At 39.7% G+C, this 22,479-nt stretch carries 26 protein-coding genes; 16 read left to right on the forward strand and 10 right to left on the reverse strand.

Annotated elements, in window-relative coordinates; translation table 11 throughout:
* Positions 1-660, forward strand: a 660-nt coding sequence (locus K9H14_02705; GenBank protein MCG9479100.1) for a class I SAM-dependent methyltransferase, incomplete at its 5' end; no start/stop codon positions are given.
* A 54-nt stretch (positions 661-714) separates the two neighbouring features.
* Here K9H14_02705 and K9H14_02710 read toward each other — a convergent pair.
* Complete coding sequence (locus K9H14_02710) at positions 715-1,623, reverse strand: hypothetical protein (protein MCG9479101.1); 909 nt, start codon at positions 1,621-1,623, stop codon at positions 715-717.
* A gap of 228 nt (positions 1,624-1,851) precedes the next feature.
* Between K9H14_02710 and corA the strand changes: the two genes are divergently transcribed.
* Positions 1,852-2,844 (forward strand): magnesium/cobalt transporter CorA, encoded by a 993-nt coding sequence (corA, locus tag K9H14_02715; GenBank protein MCG9479102.1) that lies wholly within the window; start codon positions 1,852-1,854, stop codon positions 2,842-2,844.
* Here the strand turns inward: corA and K9H14_02720 are convergent.
* The 8 genes from K9H14_02720 to K9H14_02755 form a co-directional block, all read right to left on the reverse strand.
* Positions 2,841-3,611 carry a hypothetical protein gene (locus K9H14_02720; protein ID MCG9479103.1) on the reverse strand — a complete coding sequence of 257 codons (771 nt, stop codon included), beginning with the start codon at positions 3,609-3,611 and terminating at the stop codon, positions 2,841-2,843. The genes corA and K9H14_02720 overlap by 4 nt on opposite strands.
* Positions 3,598-3,981, reverse strand: a complete 384-nt coding sequence (locus K9H14_02725) for an aspartate 1-decarboxylase (protein ID MCG9479104.1) — start codon at positions 3,979-3,981, stop codon at positions 3,598-3,600. The genes K9H14_02720 and K9H14_02725 overlap by 14 nt, the downstream gene beginning before the upstream one ends.
* Positions 3,978-4,835 (reverse strand): pantoate--beta-alanine ligase, encoded by an 858-nt coding sequence (gene panC, locus K9H14_02730; protein MCG9479105.1) that lies wholly within the window; start codon positions 4,833-4,835, stop codon positions 3,978-3,980. The genes K9H14_02725 and panC overlap by 4 nt, the downstream gene beginning before the upstream one ends.
* A 2-nt stretch (positions 4,836-4,837) precedes the next feature.
* Positions 4,838-5,641 carry a 3-methyl-2-oxobutanoate hydroxymethyltransferase gene (gene panB, locus K9H14_02735; protein MCG9479106.1) on the reverse strand — a complete coding sequence of 268 codons (804 nt, stop codon included), beginning with the start codon at positions 5,639-5,641 and terminating at the stop codon, positions 4,838-4,840.
* The gene (locus K9H14_02740; protein MCG9479107.1) at positions 5,638-6,546 is read right to left on the reverse strand and encodes a DUF2520 domain-containing protein; all 909 of its coding nucleotides are present in this window, start codon (positions 6,544-6,546) and stop codon (positions 5,638-5,640) included. The genes panB and K9H14_02740 overlap by 4 nt, the downstream gene beginning before the upstream one ends.
* A gap of 13 nt (positions 6,547-6,559) precedes the next feature.
* On the reverse strand, positions 6,560-7,669 hold the full coding sequence (gene dnaN / locus K9H14_02745) for a DNA polymerase III subunit beta (GenBank protein MCG9479108.1): 1,110 nt from the start codon (positions 7,667-7,669) through the stop codon (positions 6,560-6,562).
* Positions 7,670-7,951: 282 nt separating this feature from the next.
* Positions 7,952-9,301: a chromosomal replication initiator protein DnaA gene (gene dnaA / locus K9H14_02750; protein MCG9479109.1), complete on the reverse strand. Its 1,350-nt coding sequence runs from the start codon at positions 9,299-9,301 to the stop codon at positions 7,952-7,954.
* Positions 9,302-9,313: 12 nt separating this feature from the next.
* Positions 9,314-10,108 carry a histidine kinase gene (locus tag K9H14_02755; GenBank protein ID MCG9479110.1) on the reverse strand — a complete coding sequence of 265 codons (795 nt, stop codon included), beginning with the start codon at positions 10,106-10,108 and terminating at the stop codon, positions 9,314-9,316.
* Between the two features lie 438 nt (positions 10,109-10,546).
* Here K9H14_02755 and rpmH point away from each other — a divergent pair, with 438 nt between their 5' ends.
* The 14 genes from rpmH to K9H14_02825 all read left to right on the forward strand — a co-directional run bounded on the left by rpmH (position 10,547) and on the right by K9H14_02825 (position 21,933).
* Entirely contained in the window at positions 10,547-10,681 is a 135-nt protein-coding gene (rpmH, locus tag K9H14_02760) for a 50S ribosomal protein L34 (GenBank protein MCG9479111.1), read from the forward strand.
* The gene (gene rnpA / locus K9H14_02765; protein ID MCG9479112.1) at positions 10,681-11,001 is read left to right on the forward strand and encodes a ribonuclease P protein component; all 321 of its coding nucleotides are present in this window, start codon (positions 10,681-10,683) and stop codon (positions 10,999-11,001) included. The genes rpmH and rnpA overlap by 1 nt, the downstream gene beginning before the upstream one ends.
* Positions 11,002-11,027: 26 nt before the next feature.
* Positions 11,028-11,237: a membrane protein insertion efficiency factor YidD gene (gene yidD, locus K9H14_02770; GenBank protein ID MCG9479113.1), complete on the forward strand. Its 210-nt coding sequence runs from the start codon at positions 11,028-11,030 to the stop codon at positions 11,235-11,237.
* A 21-nt stretch (positions 11,238-11,258) separates the two neighbouring features.
* Positions 11,259-12,020 (forward strand): YidC/Oxa1 family membrane protein insertase, encoded by a 762-nt coding sequence (locus K9H14_02775; GenBank protein MCG9479114.1) that lies wholly within the window; start codon positions 11,259-11,261, stop codon positions 12,018-12,020.
* Between the two features lie 19 nt (positions 12,021-12,039).
* Complete coding sequence (locus tag K9H14_02780; protein MCG9479115.1) at positions 12,040-12,618, forward strand: KH domain-containing protein; 579 nt, start codon at positions 12,040-12,042, stop codon at positions 12,616-12,618.
* 110 nt (positions 12,619-12,728) lie between these two features.
* Positions 12,729-14,117, forward strand: coding sequence for a tRNA uridine-5-carboxymethylaminomethyl(34) synthesis GTPase MnmE (mnmE, locus tag K9H14_02785; GenBank protein ID MCG9479116.1), 1,389 nt, complete (start codon positions 12,729-12,731; stop codon positions 14,115-14,117).
* A 64-nt stretch (positions 14,118-14,181) separates the two neighbouring features.
* Complete coding sequence (gene mnmG, locus K9H14_02790) at positions 14,182-15,957, forward strand: tRNA uridine-5-carboxymethylaminomethyl(34) synthesis enzyme MnmG (protein MCG9479117.1); 1,776 nt, start codon at positions 14,182-14,184, stop codon at positions 15,955-15,957.
* Between the two features lie 11 nt (positions 15,958-15,968).
* A complete protein-coding gene (mnmG, locus tag K9H14_02795; protein ID MCG9479118.1) occupies positions 15,969-17,798 on the forward strand; it encodes a tRNA uridine-5-carboxymethylaminomethyl(34) synthesis enzyme MnmG in 1,830 nt (609 codons plus the stop codon).
* Between the two features lie 3 nt (positions 17,799-17,801).
* Positions 17,802-18,518: a 16S rRNA (guanine(527)-N(7))-methyltransferase RsmG gene (gene rsmG, locus K9H14_02800; GenBank protein ID MCG9479119.1), complete on the forward strand. Its 717-nt coding sequence runs from the start codon at positions 17,802-17,804 to the stop codon at positions 18,516-18,518.
* A gap of 30 nt (positions 18,519-18,548) precedes the next feature.
* Positions 18,549-19,391 (forward strand): AAA family ATPase, encoded by an 843-nt coding sequence (locus K9H14_02805; GenBank protein MCG9479120.1) that lies wholly within the window; start codon positions 18,549-18,551, stop codon positions 19,389-19,391.
* Complete coding sequence (locus K9H14_02810; GenBank protein MCG9479121.1) at positions 19,369-20,244, forward strand: ParB/RepB/Spo0J family partition protein; 876 nt, start codon at positions 19,369-19,371, stop codon at positions 20,242-20,244. The genes K9H14_02805 and K9H14_02810 overlap by 23 nt, the downstream gene beginning before the upstream one ends.
* The gene (gene lipA, locus K9H14_02815) at positions 20,225-21,094 is read left to right on the forward strand and encodes a lipoyl synthase (protein ID MCG9479122.1); all 870 of its coding nucleotides are present in this window, start codon (positions 20,225-20,227) and stop codon (positions 21,092-21,094) included. The genes K9H14_02810 and lipA overlap by 20 nt, the downstream gene beginning before the upstream one ends.
* Positions 21,095-21,517, forward strand: coding sequence for a hypothetical protein (locus K9H14_02820; protein ID MCG9479123.1), 423 nt, complete (start codon positions 21,095-21,097; stop codon positions 21,515-21,517).
* Complete coding sequence (locus K9H14_02825) at positions 21,517-21,933, forward strand: GIY-YIG nuclease family protein (GenBank protein ID MCG9479124.1); 417 nt, start codon at positions 21,517-21,519, stop codon at positions 21,931-21,933. The genes K9H14_02820 and K9H14_02825 overlap by 1 nt, the downstream gene beginning before the upstream one ends.
* Here the strand turns inward: K9H14_02825 and metW are convergent.
* Positions 21,895-22,479 carry a methionine biosynthesis protein MetW gene (gene metW / locus K9H14_02830; GenBank protein MCG9479125.1) on the reverse strand — a complete coding sequence of 195 codons (585 nt, stop codon included), beginning with the start codon at positions 22,477-22,479 and terminating at the stop codon, positions 21,895-21,897. The two genes, K9H14_02825 and metW, sit on opposite strands and share 39 nt — an antisense overlap.

Consider the following 22,479-nt stretch of genomic DNA (forward strand, 5'->3'; position numbering starts at 1 on the left):
AAAACCTCCGCTATAGGTGAGCAAGACACAGTACTGGATGTTGCTTGCGGCCCGGGCATCCTGGCTCTGGCTATAGCAGAACAGGCCAAACAGGTTACAGGAATTGACAAGGTGCCCGACATGATAAAAAGGGCAAAACAGCTGCAGCAGGGAAAAAACATAAAAAATGTTTCATGGGAGATTGGAGACATATATACACTACCCTACCAGGACAACTCCTTTGAGGTGGTAATAACCAGGTACTCCTTCCACCACCTGCTTCACCCCTTTAAAGCCCTGATGGAGATGAAAAGGGTATGCAAACCGGACGGCACAGTAACCATAGTTGACGTAGCCCCTTTACCGGAAAGCCAGAAAGGCTATAACCGGGTAGAAAAACTTCGAGACCCTTCTACCACTAAAGCCCTTACCCCCCGGCAATTCTTGGATTTAGCCCAAAAATCAGGATTGAAGAACATAGAAAACAAATACTATAAACTCCCCAGAGAACTGGAAGATCAGTTAGCCAATTCTTTTCCCAATAAAGGAGATGACCAAAAAATAAGGGAATTGATAAAAGAAGACCTGGGTACCAATCATACCGGGTTTTCCCCCTATGAAAAAGATGGCTTAATATACATGAATTATCCTCAAATAATCATGGTTTGCCGTAAAACATAATCATACCTTACAGCCATTTTACTTCATCAGGGATAAACCGGCTAAATATTTTAATTATATCCTGTTTAGAAGAGGAATCAGATTTTTATCTATCGATTCTTCTTCGGTCCCAATCTCGGCCTTAAACAAGTGCCAGTATTCGGTATGCTCAACATAATCCTCCCCGGCTACTGATTCATAGCTTCCCAGAGTTTCCATCTCCAAAATATCAGAGTCGGTATAAAACTCATTGTTTACTCCAAAATCAGGATACATATTATCAGGTCTGTAATCATACTTTTTAACAAATACCTGTTTCCCCAATACATAGGCCATCCACCCCAGGGTGTTTAATACTCCTAGTTTTTGCTTGGTTCTTTTCTGGGGATCCTGTTTCAATTGTATATATTTTTTCCCCCACAACCATCTTGAATCGGACATATCGGTATAACCCCATAAGGCAATGGGCCTTACCGGGGTCAGCCTTTCTTCCCAATCCACAAAAGGTTCCTGGGGAATTATGGCCCTGCCTCCTGTATTCATAACCGTAATACTCCAGGGGGCAAATCTTATGTCCCATAAATTATGGTTGGTTATCCGGTGAACTACTCTTACCTGGTTTTGGCCCAAAAAGGTTATTTCCATTTGCTTTTGCATTCCGGTGGTAGGTTCGGTATTCTGGATAAGCCTTACCTTTTGATTTTCAATCTCATAATCAACTGTTTCATTGTCTGGATAGTAGGTACGGGGCTTGGCCTCCGGGCTGTGCCAGAGCCGGTGTCCGCCGTAACTTCTCCATTGCTGTCCTCCGGTTTTGCCCTGCTCCTGTTTAAACTCCTTGAACATGTTCTGGTTACCCCTTAAACTAAACCATACTATTCTGGGGCCGACATCGGTGGTACATATCAGTTCAATTTCTTTATTTTCCATTTTTATACAGTTCTGCCATTCCCCATAACTATATTTTTCTTCTATATTCATCATATCTCCTTGATTTTTTTGTTGTTGAATATATATTATCAACATTTATGGTAATTTTTTAGCAAAATATTTACCCAACCTTTCTTTTAAAAAATTTTGACAAATCTTTTGTTATAAAATAGCATTTTATTCTATAAAGACTCTCGAATTTTTAAATTCCGGTCTGCAAAAGGGTAAACCCTTTTTTTAAAATATATATATTTTTAAATATTATTATGAGATACTTATTACATGCTTACCGGATCAAGGGGTGATGCCATGAAAATAATGGTTTTTGACAAGAGTGCAAAAAAAATAATGCAGGATCTTAAGCTTGAAGAGGTTGCCCCTTACATAAATAACCAGCAATATCTTATCTGGGTAGACATAGAAAACCCCAGCCGGGAAATAATGCAGTTTTTGCTGGATGACTTTAAGTTCCACCCCCTGGATATTGAGGACTGCCTGTCAGTAATAGAAAGACCCAAGCTTGATGAATATGACGATTACATGTTTCTGGTTATGCATATACCATTTTTTATAAAGCAGACCCGCAAACTGGTTCCCTTTACCGTAAATATATTTATAGGAAGAAATTACTTAGTGACCGTCCATCAGGGATTATGCAAGCCCATCCAGAATACCTGGGCCAATATAGTAGAAAAGCATTCTACCCTGACTGTGGGCTCCGGCTACCTGCTTCACCGGATAATAGATGCCTTAATTGATTACAGCTTTCCCATACTCAATAAAATTTACAGGAATATTCAGAATGTAGAAGATGAGATATTTAAAAAAGTTAGCAATAAGAATGTTAGGGACATACTAAGGATAAGAACCAATATTCTCACCTTCCGCAACATTATTTTTCCTCAGAGGAAACTGCTTAAAACTTTAGAGATAAAAGACATGGAGTTTTTAATCGATGAGCTTGAAGTTTACTTCAGTGACCTGGTAGACCACATTGAAAAAATATGGGATACCCTAGAAAATTACAAAGAACTTATAGAAGGCATACATGAGGCTCACCAGTCGCTTCTTTCCAACAAGATTAATGACATCATGCGTATCTTAACCATTTTTTCAGTGGTTATTTTACCTCTTACCTTTATTACCGGCCTCTATGGCATGAATGTAAGCCTGCCTCTGGAAAATAATGCCTTTGCTTTTATTATAATTATATCCTTCCTGGCATTATTGGCCCTGGGCATGTTTATGTATTTTAAACATAAGGAATGGCTCTAAGCTTCTCCCCCTATGGCATCCTTAAAAAATACGGAAAAGCGGTGATGGGTAAATTCCGGCAGATAGGTATCCAGCAACAATTTCAATTCAAATTTTTGTCTGGCCCGGGGGCCAAGGCTTGTCCGGGGTAAATAACATTTTTTTACAAAAACTACTTTGTCCATCTGATTATAGAAGGTGCAGAGCAATAGCAGATCTTTCACCTCGGCCTGACCCAGATTAATAAGCTGCCCCTCTATTATCAAATAATCTCCCTGATAATAATATTTTTCCTGCTGCAGCACCGGATTACCCTTAAACTGGCTGTGGTAATCCTGGTAGTTAACCCCCGCCTTCACCCGGGCTATGTCTATGTATTTATCTTTCTGGTCTACATACAGGCAAAACGGGAGGGAATTGCCCGGCAACAGGTATTTTACCTGCCCGGGATACTCTGTTGAAAACAGTAACTTCTGTTGGTTATCAAAGAAATCCAGAGTAATAGCTATGTTAGATTTTACTAATGCTGATGTATTCTGTACCTCTCCCAGTACTGTAAGGGTTCCATACATATCCAGATATAGATTAAGATTTTTTATCTCCAGGCCAATAGCAGTGGTTTTGTCCAGGATAATACTGTGGTAATCAAAATAGTGCAGGGCAGAGGGATTGCTGATATCTGGAACAGCTGGTCCTTGCTGCCTAACTTCCTGGCCCTGACTGCAGGAAGCTAAGACCACAACAGACATGATTAAAAATGCTGCCAGTATATATCTAGCATTGGTCATATTCGTCTACATGGTATTCTTCATCAATTATCCGGTTCTCTTCGTCAAGGGTTACTACCTTGGGTTTGAAATCCCCGGCTTTCTGGCAATCAATAGAAGCAAAGGACATAATTATTATCCGGTCACCTTTAATTATCCTGCGGGCAGCTGCGCCATTAGAACATATTTCTCTGCTGCCTTTTTTACCTTCAATAACGTAGGTCTCCAGCCTTTGTCCACTGTCCAGGCTCACCACCAGTACTTTTTCATAGGCAACCAGGTTGGCATGGTCCATTAGCTCCCTGTCAATAGTGATGCTCCCCGTATAATGTATGTTGGCATCAGTTACTTTGGCCCGGTGTATTTTGCTTTTTAATATATTTATATTCAATTTTTACCCTTTACTATTATATTATCTATCAGCCTGGTTTTGCCCATCCATATGGCTGCAGCGATAAGTATATCATTTTTTGTGCCAGTATCCAGAGCAGGCTCTAAGGTTTCTGAATCTCTTAAATCAAAGTAATCAATCTTTTCCACAGACTCATTATCCCTAAGCATTTGTATGGCCCTTTCCCGGGCCGCCTCCAGATCCCGGTTTTGTTTAACTATTTTCTTTGCTTCCCTTAAGCTCTTATACAGTAAGGGAGCATTTGACCTCTGCTGCCGGTCCAGATATACATTCCTTGAGCTTATTGCCAGCCCATCTTCTTCCCTCTCTGTTTTTCCGGCAATAATTTCTATATCCAGATTGAGGTCACTTACCATTCTCTTTATAATTATCAACTGCTGGTAGTCTTTTTGCCCAAAATATGCCCGGTGAGGCTTTATTATATTAAACAGCTTGAGCACTACTGTACATACTCCATTAAAATGGCCCGGCCTGTATTTTCCACACATCGCCTGGTCCAAATCCTTTACACTAACCATGGTTTTAAAGCCGGGTCCATACATATCCCTGCCCCGAGGATTGAATAGATAATCTACCCCTGCTCCCTGTGCTAATTCTGAATCCCGATTTAAATCCCTGGGGTATTTTTTGAAATCTTCAGAGGGACCAAACTGCAGGGGGTTTACGAATATGCTTATAAACAGTATGTCTGATTGTTTACCTGCCTTTTTCATAAGGCTTAAATGTCCCTGGTGAAGATAGCCCATGGTGGGTACAAAACTTATGCTCTTACCCTTGAGTCTGAGGTCTTCCGTAATTTTTTTGGCCTGTTTAATGCTGGTTATGGTTTCCATAACTAATAGCTGTGCTCCTGGGAAGGAAATTTCTTTTGTTTTACTTCCTGTATGTACTGGTGGTAGCAATCTTTCATCTGTGTGGCCAGCTCAGCATATCTTTTGGCAAATTTGGGTTTAAACTTTTCAAACATTCCCAGCATGTCATGGGTTACCAGTACCTGGCCGTCACAATCAACACCTGCACCTATACCAATGGTGGGTATGGAAAGACTTCCAGTTATTTCTCTGGCCAGTTTGGCCGGAACTTTTTCCAGTACCAGGGAAAATACTCCTGCCGATTCCAGCTTTTTGGCATCGGCAATAATTTGGACGGCCTCTTCCTCTCCTTCTCCCCTTATGCCATAACCTCCCAGCTTGTTTATGGATTGAGGGGTTAATCCCAGGTGTCCCATTACCGGTATACCCGCATCCACCATCTTTTTTATAACCGGGCAGACTTCTTGTCCCCCTTCCAGTTTTACTGCTTCCACTTCAGCCTCTTTAACCAGTCTTCCTGCGTTGGTCACTGCCTTCTCTGCACTTACCTGGTAAGACATAAAGGGTAAATCACCAATTACCATGGCGTTTTTTACTCCCCGTCTTACCGCTTTGCAATGATGGAGCATCTCTTCCATGGTTACCGGTATGGGGTTTTTATATCCCAGCAATACATTGCCCACAGAATCACCCACCAGTATAAGGTCTATACCGCATTGGTCCAGTTGAGAAGCCATAAGGAAATCATAAGCGGTCAGCATGGTTATTTTTTCGCCGCTTTTCTTCATTTCCATTAATGTATTAACATTTATTTTTGTTTGACTCATTGCCTGGATTCATCCTCCATTATTGAAATTAATATTTTGTAGGTTTCTGGTTCAAGCCACTGATTATCAAGGGCAATCCCCGCAGCTTTTTTACCCATAACCCTGTATATGTCTTCATTACAACCATGTTTTTTTAAGTTCTCCAGGTGCTCGGTCACAGTGCCTTTGTCTCCCCTGGCGATAGGGCCGGTTAATGATTTTTGGGTCCCCATTCTGCCAATGTTTTTTAATGTTCCTTCTGCCAGCCCCATTAGAGCATCTACTGCCTGCCTGTTCTCTATACCTATCTTAAGGGCAAGGTCTGCAGCATAATCAAAAAGGGCTACCAGGTAATTGGATACAACACAGCAAGCCGCATGGTAGAGTGGTTTTTTACTATCCTCAACTTCTATAAAGCTGCCCTTCAGTTTTTTTACCAGGTGTTGTAAGAGTTTTTCGGCCCTATCATCTGAATAAGTCAGGCCAAACACAGTTTTCTCCATAGTAGCAATAGCCTGCTCTGCTGAAGCAAAAGATTTTACCGGGTGCATACACCCTAAAGAAGCCCCTGCTTCTTTTGCCGATGCCAGTACTCCCAGTTTTTTGGAACCGCTAAAGTGTATTACATACCTGCCCCGGTAATCACTTATCTGTGAAAATATTTCATCACAAACCTTTTTAATCAGATCATCGGGAGTGGATATAAACAGACAGTCAGTATCTCTGGCTGCCTCTATGTTGTCCAGGGTATAGTTTATGTCCTGGCGGCCAGACCCCAAAAGCTCTTTTACCCTGTTAAGTGATTGCTGGCTCCTGCTGGATATTGCTTTAAGTTTTACTATGCTGTTTTTTTTCCTTTTAAACAAATAGGCCATGGTCGAGCCCACTCTGCCTGCGCCTATTATAGAGATATTCAGGATGTCCATAGTTTTCCTTGGTCTAAGATATCCTTATGGGCATTAGCAAATAAAAAAGGTTTTCGTTTTGTTCCTGTTTCAATAGAACCGGTTTAAGGGATTCTTCTACCCCCAGTATTATGTTTTTACCTTCTATCATGTTAATACCGTCTATTAAGAACTGGGGATTAAAAGCTATGCTTATTTTCTCCTCGCCATAAGGTACTTTAAAGTCTTCACTGGAGCTTCCCACCTCTTTTATGTCCATAAACACTTTCATGTTCCCATCAACAAGTTCCAGGCTGATGGGAATATTGTCCTGTGATATGGAAGAAATTCTTTTTACCACTTCCAAAAGTTTTTCTCTGTCCACCAGGATGTTGTGTTTTATATTTTTTGGAATAAGTTGTTTATAATCTGGGAATTTACCTGTAAGCAGCCTGGATACAATAGTGGCTTTAAATCCGTTTTTATCCATTATGCCAAAACTTATCTGGCTTGATTCAATATTTATTTCCAGTTTTCCGTCATCGGTTTCAGTTTTGGTTATATTGTCCAAAACTTTGCCCGGTATTACCACTGAAGTATTATCTTTTAGGTCTTTTAGTTTTTCTTCAATAAAGGATAGCCGGTAGCTGTCGGTGGACACCATTCTTAAAATACTGTTATTTATCTCACACAGAACCCCGGTTAGTATAACCCTGCCCTCATCATTGGATACGGACCTCTGGGTTTTGTTTACCAGTTTTTTAAATTTTTTTATATCTATAAAGAAAGAGTTATCTTTTTTTATTTCAGGGAACTGGGGAAATTCTTCCAGGGGGAAGGTGTTTAAATTAAATGCTGCCTTCTGGCAGGTTATTTTTAACTGGTTGGTTTCCTGGTTAAATTCCAGCTCCACTTTGGATTCTGGAAAATTTTTTAATATGTTTAATAGAATCCTGGAGGGAACGACCAGTTTTCCCTTATCTATTATCTTGGCTTTGATGCTGGTTCTTATATTGGTTTCCAGATCTGTGCTGTAAACATTCAGCTCCTGATCAGCTTCCATCATCAAACCGCTTAATACATAATTGGTGTTCTTGGAAGAAATGACTCTGCTGGCAAACATGATACAATTGAGCAGATCGGTTCTGGTGGTTTCTATTTTCATTTTTAACCTCTTTAATATAAATGGTTAACTTATAAACCATTCTATTATATATACTTAATTATTTAAATAACTTAATAGTAATCATAGGGGGTGTTAAAACTGTTAGAAACCATACCTTTGACAGCAATAGCCAGAAAGAGGCTGTGGGAAATAAAGTTGATAACTATTTATAATTAGCAGGTTTATAAACTGTAAGAAAAAAACCAGAAGTTATCAACGGTATTAAAAAAAATTGTTTATAAAAAAGGGCGGTTTTAAACAGGTTATCAACAGGTAATGTTTTTAAGGATTATTTTTAATATTATTGGTTACCTGCTGTATCTGTTTGTACACCTGTTCATCCTTGTTCATAAGATCTGATATCTTGGATATGGCATAAATAACCGTAGCATGATCCCGGTTGCCAAAAGCATTGCCTATCTTGGGTAAAGAGTTACTGGTAAGCTCCCGGGAAAGATACATAGCCAGCTGCCGGGCATGGGAAACAAACTTGCTTCTTTTTGACCCGGTAATAGTATTAACCGGGATAGAGAAGTATTTGGATGCTTCCTTTATAATCTGCTGCATAGTTATTTTATGGCTGCTGTCTTCGGGAAGTATATCTTTTAGAACATTTTTTGCTATATCCACATCGGGCTTGGACCGGGTTAGGGAGGCAAAAGCCACCACCCGGGTAAGCGCTCCTTCCAGCTCCCTTATATTGGAGGAGATTTTACTGGCGATCAAACTCAATATATCATCAGACACCACTATTTTTTCTCTATCAGAGTATTTCTTTAAAATAGCAAAACGGGTTTCAAAATCAGGCGGCTGGATATCGGTAACCAGGCCCCATTCAAACCGGGACCGGAGCCTTTCTTCCAGAGTTGAGATATCCTTGGGTTTACGGTCGCTGGAAAGGACTATCTGCCGGTTGGTGTCATGGAGGGCATTAAAAGTATGAAAAAATTCTTCCTGGCTGGCTTCTTTTTCTTCTAAAAACTGTATATCATCAACCAGCAACACGTCGGAGTTGCGGTAATGGTCCTTAAAAGAAAGCACTGTTTTATCCCGCAGGGCATTTACAAAATCATTTAAAAATTTTTCTGCAGAAACATAGGTAACCGTAAGGTCGGGATAAAGCTGTGCCATATACTGGCCAATAGCATGGAGCAGATGGGTTTTCCCCAGCCCTACTCCCCCATAGATGAAAAGAGGATTATAGGCTTTCCCCGGGTTTTCACTTACTGCAAGAGCGGCGGCATGGGAAAAACGGTTACCGCTGCCAATTACAAAAGTCTCAAAAGTGTATTTGTGATTGAACCTGGAAGTGGTAGCCTTGGGCTTTTTATTTTTAGCAGGGGCCCGGGTAAAAGAGTCAGGTTCGGGGTAAGAAGACTCTTCGCCGGGGGTAACTACAATTTTAAAAGTACAATCTTTACTAATATTTTTTTTAATAGAACTAGAAAGTATTTCTACATATCTTGTTTCGAGCCATTCTTTTGCAAAATGGCTGTTAACAGAAATGGTTAAACAGTTTTTTTTAAAAGACACCGGGTATATATTCTCAAACCACGTTTTGAAAGTGGGGGTGTTTATACTCCCCTTTATGTCTTCTAGTACCAATTTCCAGGAATCGTTTATATCTATCATGATATGCTTATATTAAAAACTATTTGAATAATATTCAAGATATTTCGTTCCCCTTGAAGATAATCTCCTTTTACCCGAGCTGCTGGAATTAAGAAGTTTCTGTTTTTCCAGATAAATAAGTTCTCGGTATGAAGTGGAAAGACTAAAATTTAGTTCCTTGGCAATTTTAGATGGCCCTGCTTCGTCCATCTCTAAAACTAAAGACAGTATTTGTTTTTGCCGGAGGCTTAAATCAATATTGGCAAATTCCTTTTCCTGGTCTTGTTTATCCTCGGAATTTTTTGCAGCAACAGGTTGCTGCTCTGGTGCCTGGTCCTGGTTTTCAATTTTTAATGAAACCACAGTACCTTTTTTTAAGTTATCGGTTATATCAATGGATCCTCCGGAAAAGGTTATGGTTTCTTTTACAATAGGCAGGCCGGACCCTACTCCCCTTATGTATTCTTTCATTTTCCGGGTTGCAGAAGTATAGCCGGGTAAAAAAGCTTTGTCTTTATCATCGACCCCCGGGCCCTGATCAGATACTATAATATGGTTTCCATTATCAGTGATGGTAATAATGGTTTCCCGGAAATCTGCATGTATTAGATTTTCAACGATTTCCCTGATAATAGTATAGGGAATTTGCCCCCCCGCTTGGTGAGAGAGAGTGTAGGTTTTTTGTGAGGTCTCGTCTATAAAATCCTTAACATTATCAAAACTTAGTTCAACTATCCTGGGGATGCTGCGCATATTATCATATATGGCTATCCTTACCGGTATATAAACCTCAGATTTTCTGTTTGGGTTGACTGATTCGTCTGCCATAAAAAAAGGATCTAGTTTCTAATAACAAACAGAATTATATAAATTTAGGGTGTTTTTATCAATCAATCTTTTCAACATCTTTTCAACCAGGCAAGTTATTAACAACAGATATTCAAAAAAAGTTAGCGGCAATATAAGGAAAATTGAACATTAAAAGAGAAAAATATAATCAAATCAACAGGTATTGAAAGCCCATACAGTGGTGTTTTTTGAGTTATTAACATTATTTTCCACAGCTGTTGAAAACTTATTGGAAAATTCTACTTGATTTTGAAAAACTCCACTGTATTATTAACAGGAGCAAAAAAGCTTTTCACAGAAGGTGTTAAGCAAGAACAAGTGTTTGAGGAAAACAGGCTGGGTACCAGCCTTGATATTAGAAAGATTAAAATGTATAATTTAAAACTTGATTGAAAACAGGTTACTTAAGGATAAAATATGAAAAGGACATACCAACCAAACGTAAGGAAAAGAAAAAAGGTTCATGGATTTAGGGCCAGGATGAAAACCAAGGCCGGGCGCAGGGTAATCGCCAATAGAAGAAGGAAAGGTAGAAAGAAGCTAACTGCTTAATGCGTTTTGAGACTATTAAAAGGAAAAGTGAATTTAATAGATTATACAAACAGGGACAAAGAAAACAGAGCAGATATTTTACAATCTATGCTCTGGAAAATGATCAGTTGATGATCAGGGCCGGTATAAGCACCGGCAAATATATTGGTAATGCTGTGGTTAGAAACAGGATAAGAAGGATAATAAAAGAATTGCTGAGGAAATGTGATTTAACAAAAAAGGGATTGGACCTGTTAATAATAGCCAAGAAGGAATCTGTTAGTGCTACCTACGGACAGATTAAACAATCAATATACCATGCATTATCTTCTTTTAATTAAGCAATCGCAACCGTTATAAGCAAACCATGAAAACAATAGTTATTTTTATTATAAAAGGATACAAAAAAATTCTGTCTCCAATCCTGCCCGACAGCTGCAGGTTTTACCCTACTTGCTCTCAATATGCCATAGACGCACTATATAAGTTTGGTGTACTAAAAGGTAGTATGAAAGCAATATACAGGATATTAAGATGTAATCCTTTCAATAAAGGTGGATATGATCCAGTTAAATAATATAAAGGGAGGTATTTTAGCTTGAGCCAGATATTGGAATTATTAAGTCCCATTCAGACCGTATTAGAGTATATAATCGTTTTTCTGTACCAGAATGTAGTACAGAATTATGGTGTAGTAATTATATTGTTGACGATTATAGTAAGAATAGTGCTGACCCCCCTAACTCTAAGCCAGACTAAGTCTATGGCTAAGATGCAGAAGATGCAGCCTAAGCTTAAAGAAATACAGAAGGCATACAAGGGCGATAAACAGAAGATCCAGGAAAAAACAATGGAGTTTTACAAGCAGAATAATGTAAATCCATTGGCCGGGTGTCTGCCCCTATTGCTTCAAATGCCCATATTTTTTGCACTGTTCCGAACCTTGAGAGAGCCCACAGAGAGGGTAACTGATATAGTAGGAACCTTTGAGTTTTTATGGATGAATTTAAATTGGCCCGACCCTTACTTTATTATGGTTATACTTATGGTGGTAACCATGTTCCTGTCTACCCGGATGACCAATACTGATCCCAAACAATCCACCATCACTTATATAATGCCGGTTGTTTTTGGCTTTATTTCCATAACCCTTCCCTCAGGTATACTGGTATACTGGGCAACTACCAATGTGTGGACCATAGGCCAGCAGTGGCTGGTAAATAAATGGATAAGAAGAGGAGACCAGGAACTGGAGCAGAAAGAAGAAGAGAAACCACAGGCCGAAGAGAAGAAGCTGTCCCCGGAGGAAAAGAAAGTAATAACCGGAAAGAAAAGAAAAAAAAGAAGGAAGAAGAAATAACAAGCGAGGTGTTGGCAGCATGGATGATAAAAAGATGGAAGATGCCCTGGACACATTTGTTGAATCACTGAAACGGGAACAGGAAAATGGAAAGCTTGTAGAACACAATAACTGGAAGGAAACCCCCGAACCTGAAGAAAGCCCCGGCATGGAGAAGCTGGAGAGAATAATAAAGAAAGTGGTAGAAATTATCTGTATTGGTGAAGATGTTAGGGTTGAGTCCGATATCAGAGATATGAAAATATCGGTTTATGGCCGGGACTTGGGGATGGCTATAGGCAGAAATGGAAAAAATATGGAAGCACTTGAGCACATAGTAAACCTGATTGCAGCTAGAAAAAAACTGGTGGATAAGAGTGTGATTATAGACATAAAGGATTACCGCAAGAAAAAAGCGGAAAAGATGAAGAAAACAGCAATAAAGATGGCCAGGAAGGCAATAGAGGAAGGCAAGAAAGTAAAGTTGAAGCCTATGGGCTCTTATGAAAGAAAGATAATACACAATGCCCTGGCCAATTTCAAGAACATAAAAACAGTAAGCAAAAACAGGGAACCCTATAGAAGGATTGTAATTTATCCGGTGCAGGAACAGGGTTAATAACTAAAGAAAAATTAATTCAGATGGCACCTAAAGGGTGCCATTTTTTTATGGTTGCTTGATTTTAGGCAAAAATAATATTATATAGATAGCAAAAGACAGGTAATGAAATGTTAAGATCAGATCAAGATACAATTGCAGCTATTGGCACCAAACCAGGGGAGGCCGCTATAGGGATAGTAAAGATAAGCGGAGCACAAACCATAGCTATTGCGGATAAAATATTCCGTTCGGCTTCGGGGAAAAGGGTAAAGGATATGGAAAGTTTTTCTATAGCTTATGGGCATGTAGTGGACCAGGATGACCGTGCTTTGGATGAGGTGATTCTATCGGTTATGAGAACTCCCCGTTCCTACACCAGAGAAGATGTGGTAGAAATAAACACCCATGGTGGAATAATCCCTACATCCAAAGTGCTGGAATTGTGTTTAAGCCAGGGGGCAAGGATAGCCGAGCCGGGGGAGTTTACTAAAAGAGCTTTTATTAATGGAAGAATTGATCTATCACAGGCTGAAGCAGTAATAGAGATGATTAGATCCAAGACCGAAGAGAGTCTGAGGATTGCGGCCAAGAATATAGACGGTGAATCAGGAACCGCTATTAAAGAAATAAGGCAGAGGATAATAGAAGTGTTGGCGCAGCTGGAGGCATCGGTAGATTTCATAGAGGAAGATTTAGAGCTTACTCCCTATAGTGAGTTAAGCATGGAGGTAGCAAATATTAGAAAACAAATAGATAAATTGATCGTAGATGAAGAAAAGGGTGAAATTATAAAAAATGGAGTAAAGGTAGCAATTGTAGGAAAGCCGAATGTTGGAAAATCAAGCCTGCTTAATTTGTTGATAAGGAAAGAAAAAGCAATAGTAACCCCCATACCCGGAACCACCAGGGATGCAGTAGAAGAAATAATCTATATAAGTGGAATACCTCTTATACTTGTGGATACTGCAGGAATAAGAAAAACCAGCAATAAGATAGAAAAAATAGGGGTAGAGAGAAGTTTAAAACACATAAACGAGGCGGAATTGGTAATGGTAGTAGTGGATGGAAGTAAAAAACTGGACCAGAGAGACAGGGAAATAATTGAAAAGGTTAAAGATAAAGAAATAATTGGGGTTATAAATAAGATAGATTTAGGAAAAAACATTACCGAAAAGGACCTTAAGAGTAATTGTTTAGATCAGAATATAGTAGAAGTTTCGGCTACAGAAAACCTGGGCATAGATAGCCTGGAAGAAAAAATCAAAGAAATGATAATGGGAAAGGCAGAGTTTAGCCTGGAGGAAATGATTGTAGTAAACAGCAGGCATAAATCACTGCTGAAAGAAGTAGGTGAGCTACTAAAAAATTCTGAAGAGGCAATGAAAAAACAACTTTCAGAGGAGTTTCCGGCAGCAGATTTAAGGGTTGCTAATGATCTATTGGGAGAAATAACCGGAGAAACTGCCAGCGATGAGGTGCTGGATAGGATATTTTCACAGTTTTGTATAGGAAAATAATGACAAAATCTAATGTTATTAGAAAATTTGGCGAAATGTTTCACGTGAAACATCAGGGGTAATTATGTACGAGGTTATAGTAATAGGTGGAGGCCATGCAGGCTGCGAGGCCGCTATTGCGGCTGCAAAGCAGGATGCCAAGACCATGTTGATTAGCATAAATATGGACAGCATAGCTTCTATGCCTTGTAACAGTGCTATTGGCGGCCCGGGAAGAGGGCAGATGGTAAGAGAAATTGATGTATTGGGTGGAGAAATGGCAAAAAATACAGATAAGACCTACATACATATAAGAATGCTCAATACATCAAAAGGGCCAGCTGTAAGAACACTAAGGGCTATTGTAGACAAGAGAAGATATTTTTTGGAGATGAAAAGAGTGCTGGAAAACCATAGTAGTTTACAGCTAAGGCAGGCTCTGGTTACAGATATTGAAAAATGTGAAGGAGCTTACAGGGTTAAGACCAGTGATAACAGCTGGTATAAGGCAAAATCAGTGGTATTGAGTAATGGAACATTTCTCAGGGGTAAAATATTCTGGGGCAATAATCTGGTTGAAGCAGGAAGACAAGGGGAGATTCCATCCAATAGATTGCCTCAGAATATGGAAAAAATGGGGATAAGGTTTGGTAGGTTGAAAACTGATACCCCACCCAGGGTAGATAAAAAAACTATTGATATAGATTGCCTTGCAATCCAGCATTATGATAAAAACCCCAGCATGTTTTCTTACCACAGCTCCAATATAGAAAGAAAACAGATTGATAATTACATTACTTATGTAGAAAAAGAAGCAATAGACTACATTAAGTATAATCTCAAAAAAGCTCCCTTTATAAATAAACCAGACCGGGCAGAAGGCCCCAAGTACTGTCCTTCCATAGAAGAAAAGATCCTGAGATACCCAAATAAAAGGCGGCACCTGATCTTTATACAGCCAGAGGGCATGGATACCAACGAGATGTATCTTCATGGGCTGATGACTACTTTTCCAGAGGATATACAAAAAGGAATTTTAGAAAGGTTAAAAGGGTTACAGCAAGCAGTAATTACCAGGCCCGGGTATGGTGTTGAGTATGATTATATACTGCCCTACCAAATAAAGCCGAGCCTGGAGAGCAAAATCCATCAGGGATTATTCTATGCCGGTCAGATTAACGGAACCACCGGTTATGAAGAGGCAGCTGCCCAGGGCTGTCTGGCAGGTATAAATGCTGGGCGGTATGTTAAAAATAAGCCGACCATGGTTATTGAAAGAGAAGACGGCTATATAGGGGTATTAATAGATGATATGGTTACCAAGGGAGTAACTCAACCCTACAGGATGCTTACTTCCAGGAATGAGTACCGGCTCTTCCACCGGCATGACAATGCTGATTACAGGATGAGTAAATATTTGAAAAAATTAGGATTTAACCAAAAGGCAGATAAAATTGAAGAAAAGTATGAAAGAATAGCAGCCTTGGTGGACCAGCTTTGGTCACCAAACTATGAGTTAGGCCAGACATATGAGGATTTCTTAGCCAGGGAGGGACAAAAGTTGGGGGAGAAGTATAAATTAAATCCGGAAGAAATGGAAACAGCCTATATTGAAGCTAAATATAAACACTATATAGATAGACAGAAGAAAAATATAAATATGATAACCAATAGCCTAAACTTCGAAATACCGGATAAAATTGATTACGAAAGAATAAATAATATTTCCAATGAAGGACAGAAAAGCTTAAAAGAAAAGATGCCTTCAACCTTGAGGCAGGCTAAAAATATGGAGGGCGTAAGCTCCGCTGATATTTTTGCTTTATTGTGTTATCTTAAAAATGTTTCACGTGAAACATAGGGGGAATTTAATTGTTTTATGATCTTATTGTGGTTGGAGCCGGACATGCAGGTTGCGAGGCAGCACTGGCCGGAGCCAGACTGAATTTAAGTACATTACTGATTACCATAAATCTGGATAAAATTGCTCTAATGCCCTGTAATCCGGCTATTGGAGGAGTGGGTAAGAGCCAGCTGGTGAAAGAATTGGACGCAATGGGGGGCCAGATGGGCAAAACCGCTGATAAAACAGGCATACAGTTTAAAGTCTTAAACCGAAAGAAGGGGCCTGCAGTTCAGGCTCTAAGAGCACAGATAGATAAAAAAGAATATGAAATTGAAATGAAGAAGATCCTTGAAAATACCCCCAATCTTATAATAAAACAGGGTACAGTATCCCGGTTAATAAACAATAGAGGGAGAATAGGGGGAGTAATTACCGGAGACGGCTTAGAGTTTGGGTCTAAAGCGGTGGTAGTTACCAGTGGAACATTTTTAAGGGGTAGAACAATATTAGGGGACAAGGATTACAGCGCAGGCAGGATGGGCGAATACCCGGCCATGAAATTAACTGAAAATCTAATAGGTATGGGGTTTAAAATGGACCGGTTCCAGACAGCAACACCGCCCAGGATAGATAAAAGAACCATTGATTTTTCTGCTGCCGTAGAAAGTCCGGGAGACAATGATGCCGGCCGGTTTTCGTTTTGGAGTAAGGGAAATGCTGATAATAACAGCAATATTTCCAGCTACCTTACTTATACCAATGAAGAGACTCATAAAACCATAGCCAAAAATATCCAGCACTCTCCAATTAAAACAGGAATGGTGGATACCCATGGGCCCAGGCACTGTCCTTCTATTGATAGAAAAGTTATAAATTTTCCGGATAAACAAAAACACCCTGTTTTTATAGAGCCTGAAGGGGTGTATACAAATGAAATGTATCTTCAGGGGCTAACCACCAGCATGCCTTTTAGCATACAGCAAAAAATAGTTAATACCATTGACTGCTTAAGATACGCGTCCATTATAAGGCCAGGTTATGCAGTGGAATATGATTACCTTATACCCAATCAGCTTAACTATACGCTGGAATCAAAGCTGGTAGAAAACCTTTATTTTGCAGGCCAGATAAACGGCACTTCAGGTTATGAAGAAGCAGCAGTTCAGGGGTTTGTAGCCGGAGTTAACGCAGCACTGAAAATAAAAGGGGACCAGCCACTTATATTAACCAGAGATAATAGCTATACAGGGGTCCTGATAGATGACCTAATAACCAAGGAATTGGTGGAACCATACCGCATGTACACTTCCAGGGCAGAATACAGGCTGCTGCTGAGGTCTGATAATGCAGACCTCAGGCTGGCAGGGCATGGTTACCGGATTGGACTCCTGGATAAAACCCAACATGAGCAGGTGTTAAAAAATCAAATTGAAATAAAAGAGCTAATTGAAAAGTTGAAGTCTATAAATATAAAAGATACCTGGAAAAATAAAAAATCGGCTTCCATTATTGCATATGATCTATTAAAAAGACCAGAGCTAAAAGTAGGCCAGGTTTTGCGTGCTTCGGGAATATCTAAGAATGATTATCACCCCCGGGTGCTGGAACAGGTAGAAATAAGTGTAAAATATGAAGGATATATTAGCCGGCAACTGGCAGATATAAAGAGACTAAAAAACCTGGACAGCTTTGTGCTGCCGTCCCGGATAGATTATTATGAATTAAAAGGACTAACCTATGAAGCCCGGGAGAAACTGTCAAAAATTAAGCCTAATACTCTGGGACAGGCATCAAGGATAGCGGGTATTTCACCTGCAGATATATCAGTACTGATGGTGGCTTTGAAAGGAAGATAAGCTTTGGATTACCAATATGTTATTAACAATTACCTGCAAAAAATGGGAATAGAGGCCGAAGCCTCAATGTTAACCCCCACTATAAAATACCTTAATCTTTTATACCAACAGAACCAAAAATTGAATTTAATGGGAACCAGGGACAAGCAGGAAATAGTTATACGCCACTTCTTAGATTGCCTGTCCATACTTCAGTATAGACAGAAGTTTTTTAAAGAAGCCACCTGCATCCTGGATATCGGAAGCGGGGGTGGATTGCCGGGGATGCTGCTTTCCTTTTATCTTCCTCACTGCCGGTTTTTCCTGTTGGAAAAGTCTCTGAAAAAAACAAAATTTTTAAACCAGGCCGCCCTGATCAGTCCCTGGCAAAATGTAGAGATAATAAGAGGAAGGGCGGAACTCTTAGCAAGAGAACATAAATACCGGCAAGGATTTGAAACAGTATTGGCCAGGGCAGTTACCAGTTTCAAGATATTAATAGAATTGGCAATTCCATTTTGTAAAATAAATGGTAAAATTATATTTTATAAAAGCAGGAAGGTGTTCGAAGAAATTAATAGTAGCTCAGGGATGATTGAGAAATTGGGAGGTAAAATAAGGCAAATTCACCAGGTAGAAGTAGATGGACTTAACGAGTTCAGGGCTTTATTGGAAATAGGGAAAGTATCAAAAACGCCGGCCGAATATCCAAGAAACTTTGCTAAGATAAAAAGGGGTTAATTTTGCAATCAATTATGTATTTGTGTAATTATGCAATTCTTTAAAAAAGTGTTCACTAAATCCAAACAGAAAGAACAGGAAAACTTTTTCAATCAGGAATGCAGGATCATAGCAATTGCCAATCAAAAAGGCGGAGTAGGAAAAAGTACTACTGCGGTTAACCTTGCGGCTTTTTTGGGAATGGAAGGCCTTAATACCTTGCTGGTGGATATGGACCCTCAGAGTAACTCTACCAGCGGTCTGGGGATAAATTCGGAAAATATAAACAGTTCTATTTATGACATACTCATAGAAGACCAGGATCCCAACCAGGTTATAATGGAAACCGAGTTTGACCATCTTAAACTGATTCCTTCCTCAATAGAACTAGCTGGCGCAGAAGTAGAAATGGTTTCCAGCATGAAAAGAGAATATAAATTAGATAAAGCTATTGATAAGATAAAAGACCAATTCCAGTATATAATAATAGATTGCCCTCCTGCGCTGAGCCTGTTAACCATCAATGCTCTTACCGCAGCCCGGGAAGTTCTGATCCCAATTCAATGTGAGTACTATGCATTGGAGGGGTTGGGACAGCTTATCAACACCATTAATTTGGTTAAAAACAACCTTAATGAAGGCCTGGAGATTACCGGGGCAGTGATGACCATGTATGATCCCAGGACAAGGCTGGCAGAAGAGGTAATAAAAGAAGTAAGGAATTATTTTGACAAAAAATTGTTTACCACCATAATTCCCAGAAATGTAAGATTAAGTGAGGCGCCAAGTTACGGGCAGCCTATTATGATATACGATTCTGGCTGCAAAGGATCAGTTGCATATAAAAATTTGATGAAGGAAGTGATAGAAAATGGCAAGAAGAGGATTGGGTAAGGGGCTCAGCGCACTTATACCCAGCAGTAAAGAAGAAACCAAACAGGATGAAAAATTCAAGGTACAGGAGGTGCCTTTATCCCATATAAGACCAAATAAAAATCAGCCCCGGCAGAATTTTAAAGACCAGTCTTTGGAAGAACTGGCGGCTTCTATTAAACAATTTGGAGTAATACAGCCCATATTAATAAGAACTTCAGGCAGACAGGAGGGCAGTTACGAAATAGTAGCAGGGGAAAGAAGGTACCGGGCTTCCAAGCTTGCCGGACTGGACAGTATTCCCAGCATTATAGCCTCTGGTGTAGACGATATTTCATCACTGGAGATGGCCCTAATTGAGAACATACATCGGGATAACCTTAGCCCCATGGAACTGGCTTTCACCTATAAGCAACTTGTCGAAGAATTTAAAATAACCCATGACCAACTGTCGGAAAGAGTAGGGAAGAGCAGGACAGCCATAACCAATTGCCTTAGACTTCTGGCTCTACCTGTACAGGTTCAGAAATTAGTAGATGAGGGAAAAATAAGTGCAGGTCATGCACGGGCCCTTCTAACTTTAGAGTCAGAACAGAAACAGATAAATCTAGCAAATCTAATAATCAAAAAAAGCTTAACCGTAAGAGATATTGAGCAGCTGGTAAACCGGGAAAACAGCCAGACCCAGCAACGTAAGAGAGTAAAAGATGTCCAGTTTAAAAAACTGCCCCAATTATCCGACAGGATGTCTTTCCACCTTGGTGCCCCGGTAAAAATTAAAGTTAATAAGAAAAAAGGCAAGGTAGAAATATCTTTTAGCTCAGTAAAGGACCTAGAAAGGATCTTCAGTAAAATTGTTGGGCAAAAAGCCTGATTGGCTAAAGAAGAGAATTAAAGTTGATAATACCAACATATCTGAAATTAGAGAGCTGATCGGCGGGTCCAATCTTAACACAGTATGCCAGAGTGCCAAGTGCCCCAATATTTTTGAATGCTATAGCAGAAAAACTGCTACCTTTATGTTAATGGGAGACAGATGTACCAGAAATTGTACCTTTTGTGGGGTAGACACCGGTAAACCTCTGCCCTTGGATAAAGAAGAGCCAGTAAAGATTGCTCAAGCTGTAAAAAAAATGGGGTTGCGCTATGTGGTGCTAACCTCAGTTACCAGAGACGACCTTGCTGATGGCGGCGCCAGCCATTTTGCTGCTACCATAAGGGAAATAAAGAAGAAGAATGAGGACTGTTATATAGAGTGTCTTATACCTGATCTTAAGGGGGATGCAACAGACTTAGAAACTATACTTTCCGAAGACATAACAGTATTGAATCATAACCTTGAAACCATATCAGGAAATTATGCCCGTGTCAGACCCAAAGCAAGTTATAAAAGCTCCCTAGATATATTAAAAAATGCAAAAAGAAGCAGGGAAAATATATATACCAAAACCGGATTTATGCTGGGCTTGGGAGAGAATTTATCACAGATAAAAAAGCTTTTGGAAGACATAAGAAGTACTGGCTGCGATATGGTAACCATAGGCCAGTATCTTAGGCCTTCGGCCAGCAATACAGAAGTAATTAAATATTATAGCCCTCAAGAATTTAGAGAGGTGGGCAATTTAGCTGAAAAAATGGGATTAAAAGCAGCAGTAAGCGGAATCTTTGTTCGTTCATCCTACCATGCTGCTGAACTGCTGGATAGAATAAGGATGGATAGTTAAATGGAAATGTCCAAAAAATATATTAAACTGTGTAGCCTTAAGGAAATACAAGCCCTGTGTACCTGGAATGCGGGAGACAGGTTTCTCATAAAATCTCAAGAAGTTTTTTCTTTTCTGGAAAAAAACAAAGGTTTTAAAGATGATGCCAAATGCATGGTGTGGGTCCCAAACTACGACTCCAATTTTGAAATAGACCAAAAAGATCTTTTATGGATTCCTAACCTCAGCCAGGTAGTATCCCTGTTAAAGAAAACAGCCCCTGACCTGAGCAAGATGGCAATAGAATACATTGGTGATAAATGGAGCTGTAGCCTACATTACCCATCTCATCAAACCAAAAAAATTATTCCTATAGTTACCTTTGCCAAAACCGGAAAAACAGCCTGCATCAAAGCACTGGTTACTTTAATCAGGTTAAAGTAATGGGTGGTAATTATTGTTTAATCATAAGCCTGGAGGCCAGTGTTAGAAAAAAGGTGGGCAGGCTGGGGCGGTTGAGTTTTTGCCAGGGCTACTATATCTACATCGGATCGGCTAAAAGCAATATGGATAAAAGGCTGGCCAGGCATTCAAGAAAAGGAAAAAAACTATACTGGCACATAGATTATTTGTTAGACAATCCCCATTCAGCTCTGAAAGCCATATATTCTAAAAACTGGAAAAAGGGCGGAGAATGTGAAACAGCAAGGCGGTTAAGGGATAAACTGCAGGGGATAGACCGATTTGGGGCCTCCGACTGCAGCTGCAACAGCCACTTGTATTATTTTAAGCCCGGCCGGAAAGCAATGGTTAAAATAATGCTAACCGGAGCTGGATATAAGAAAATAGGCAAACTCTGAAGTTAAATTGGGAACAAAGTTAACTGACTTTTTCCCCTGGAAAACGGTATAATTCTGATCCAGGATTTGAATCTCCTCTTCCCTGCAAAATTCCTGGAAGTCCTTTACCGTAAACAGGTGTATATTGGGGGTTTCGTACCATTTATAGGGTAGTATCCTGGTATTTGGCATTCTTCCGGTAAACAGAATAGACAACCTTATTTTTATATAGGCAAAGTTTGGAAAGCTCACTATAGCCTTATCCCCAATTCTTAATATGTCTTTGATTATCTTCTTGGGATTGTTGGTTAACTGCAAGATATCATGGGCCAATACCATATCAAAAGAGGAGGGGGGGTAATCAGTTAGGTCCTGATTAATATCTCCCTGGATTACTGAAAGGCCTTTGGACAATGCAGCAACAACCTTTTGCTCCGATATATCTAAACCAAAGCAGTTTGCACCCTTTCTATCTATAAGCTGTTGCTGTAACTGGCCTGATCCGCAGCCCAGCACCAGCACCTTTGAATTCTTATCCACCCATTTTAGAAAAATTGTATCTATCAT

The sequence above is a fragment of the Actinomycetes bacterium genome (genome assembly GCA_022396035.1).
GTDB lineage: Bacteria > Actinomycetota > Humimicrobiia > Humimicrobiales > Humimicrobiaceae > Halolacustris.

Bases quoted from the DNA above. Each gene is read 5' to 3' on its own strand.
- mnmG (MCG9479117.1), top strand. From the start codon at position 14,182: ATGTACGAGGTTATAGTAATAGGTGGAGGCCATGCAGGCTGCGAGGCC.
- K9H14_02820 (MCG9479123.1), top strand. From the start codon at position 21,095: ATGGAAATGTCCAAAAAATATATTAAACTGTGTAGCCTTAAGGAAATA.
- panB (MCG9479106.1), bottom strand. From the start codon at position 5,641: ATGAGTCAAACAAAAATAAATGTTAATACATTAATGGAAATGAAGAAA.
- dnaA (MCG9479109.1), bottom strand. From the start codon at position 9,301: ATGATAGATATAAACGATTCCTGGAAATTGGTACTAGAAGACATAAAG.
- K9H14_02720 (MCG9479103.1), bottom strand. From the start codon at position 3,611: ATGACCAATGCTAGATATATACTGGCAGCATTTTTAATCATGTCTGTT.
- rpmH (MCG9479111.1), top strand. From the start codon at position 10,547: ATGAAAAGGACATACCAACCAAACGTAAGGAAAAGAAAAAAGGTTCAT.
- K9H14_02740 (MCG9479107.1), bottom strand. From the start codon at position 6,546: ATGGACATCCTGAATATCTCTATAATAGGCGCAGGCAGAGTGGGCTCG.
- metW (MCG9479125.1), bottom strand. From the start codon at position 22,479: ATGATAGATACAATTTTTCTAAAATGGGTGGATAAGAATTCAAAGGTG.
- corA (MCG9479102.1), top strand. From the start codon at position 1,852: ATGCTTACCGGATCAAGGGGTGATGCCATGAAAATAATGGTTTTTGAC.
- dnaN (MCG9479108.1), bottom strand. From the start codon at position 7,669: ATGAAAATAGAAACCACCAGAACCGATCTGCTCAATTGTATCATGTTT.
- K9H14_02755 (MCG9479110.1), bottom strand. From the start codon at position 10,108: ATGGCAGACGAATCAGTCAACCCAAACAGAAAATCTGAGGTTTATATA.
- K9H14_02805 (MCG9479120.1), top strand. From the start codon at position 18,549: ATGCAATTCTTTAAAAAAGTGTTCACTAAATCCAAACAGAAAGAACAG.
- K9H14_02710 (MCG9479101.1), bottom strand. From the start codon at position 1,623: ATGATGAATATAGAAGAAAAATATAGTTATGGGGAATGGCAGAACTGT.
- yidD (MCG9479113.1), top strand. From the start codon at position 11,028: ATGAAAACAATAGTTATTTTTATTATAAAAGGATACAAAAAAATTCTG.
- rnpA (MCG9479112.1), top strand. From the start codon at position 10,681: ATGCGTTTTGAGACTATTAAAAGGAAAAGTGAATTTAATAGATTATAC.
- mnmE (MCG9479116.1), top strand. From the start codon at position 12,729: ATGTTAAGATCAGATCAAGATACAATTGCAGCTATTGGCACCAAACCA.
- panC (MCG9479105.1), bottom strand. From the start codon at position 4,835: ATGGAAACCATAACCAGCATTAAACAGGCCAAAAAAATTACGGAAGAC.
- K9H14_02810 (MCG9479121.1), top strand. From the start codon at position 19,369: ATGGCAAGAAGAGGATTGGGTAAGGGGCTCAGCGCACTTATACCCAGC.
- K9H14_02825 (MCG9479124.1), top strand. From the start codon at position 21,517: ATGGGTGGTAATTATTGTTTAATCATAAGCCTGGAGGCCAGTGTTAGA.
- K9H14_02780 (MCG9479115.1), top strand. From the start codon at position 12,040: ATGGATGATAAAAAGATGGAAGATGCCCTGGACACATTTGTTGAATCA.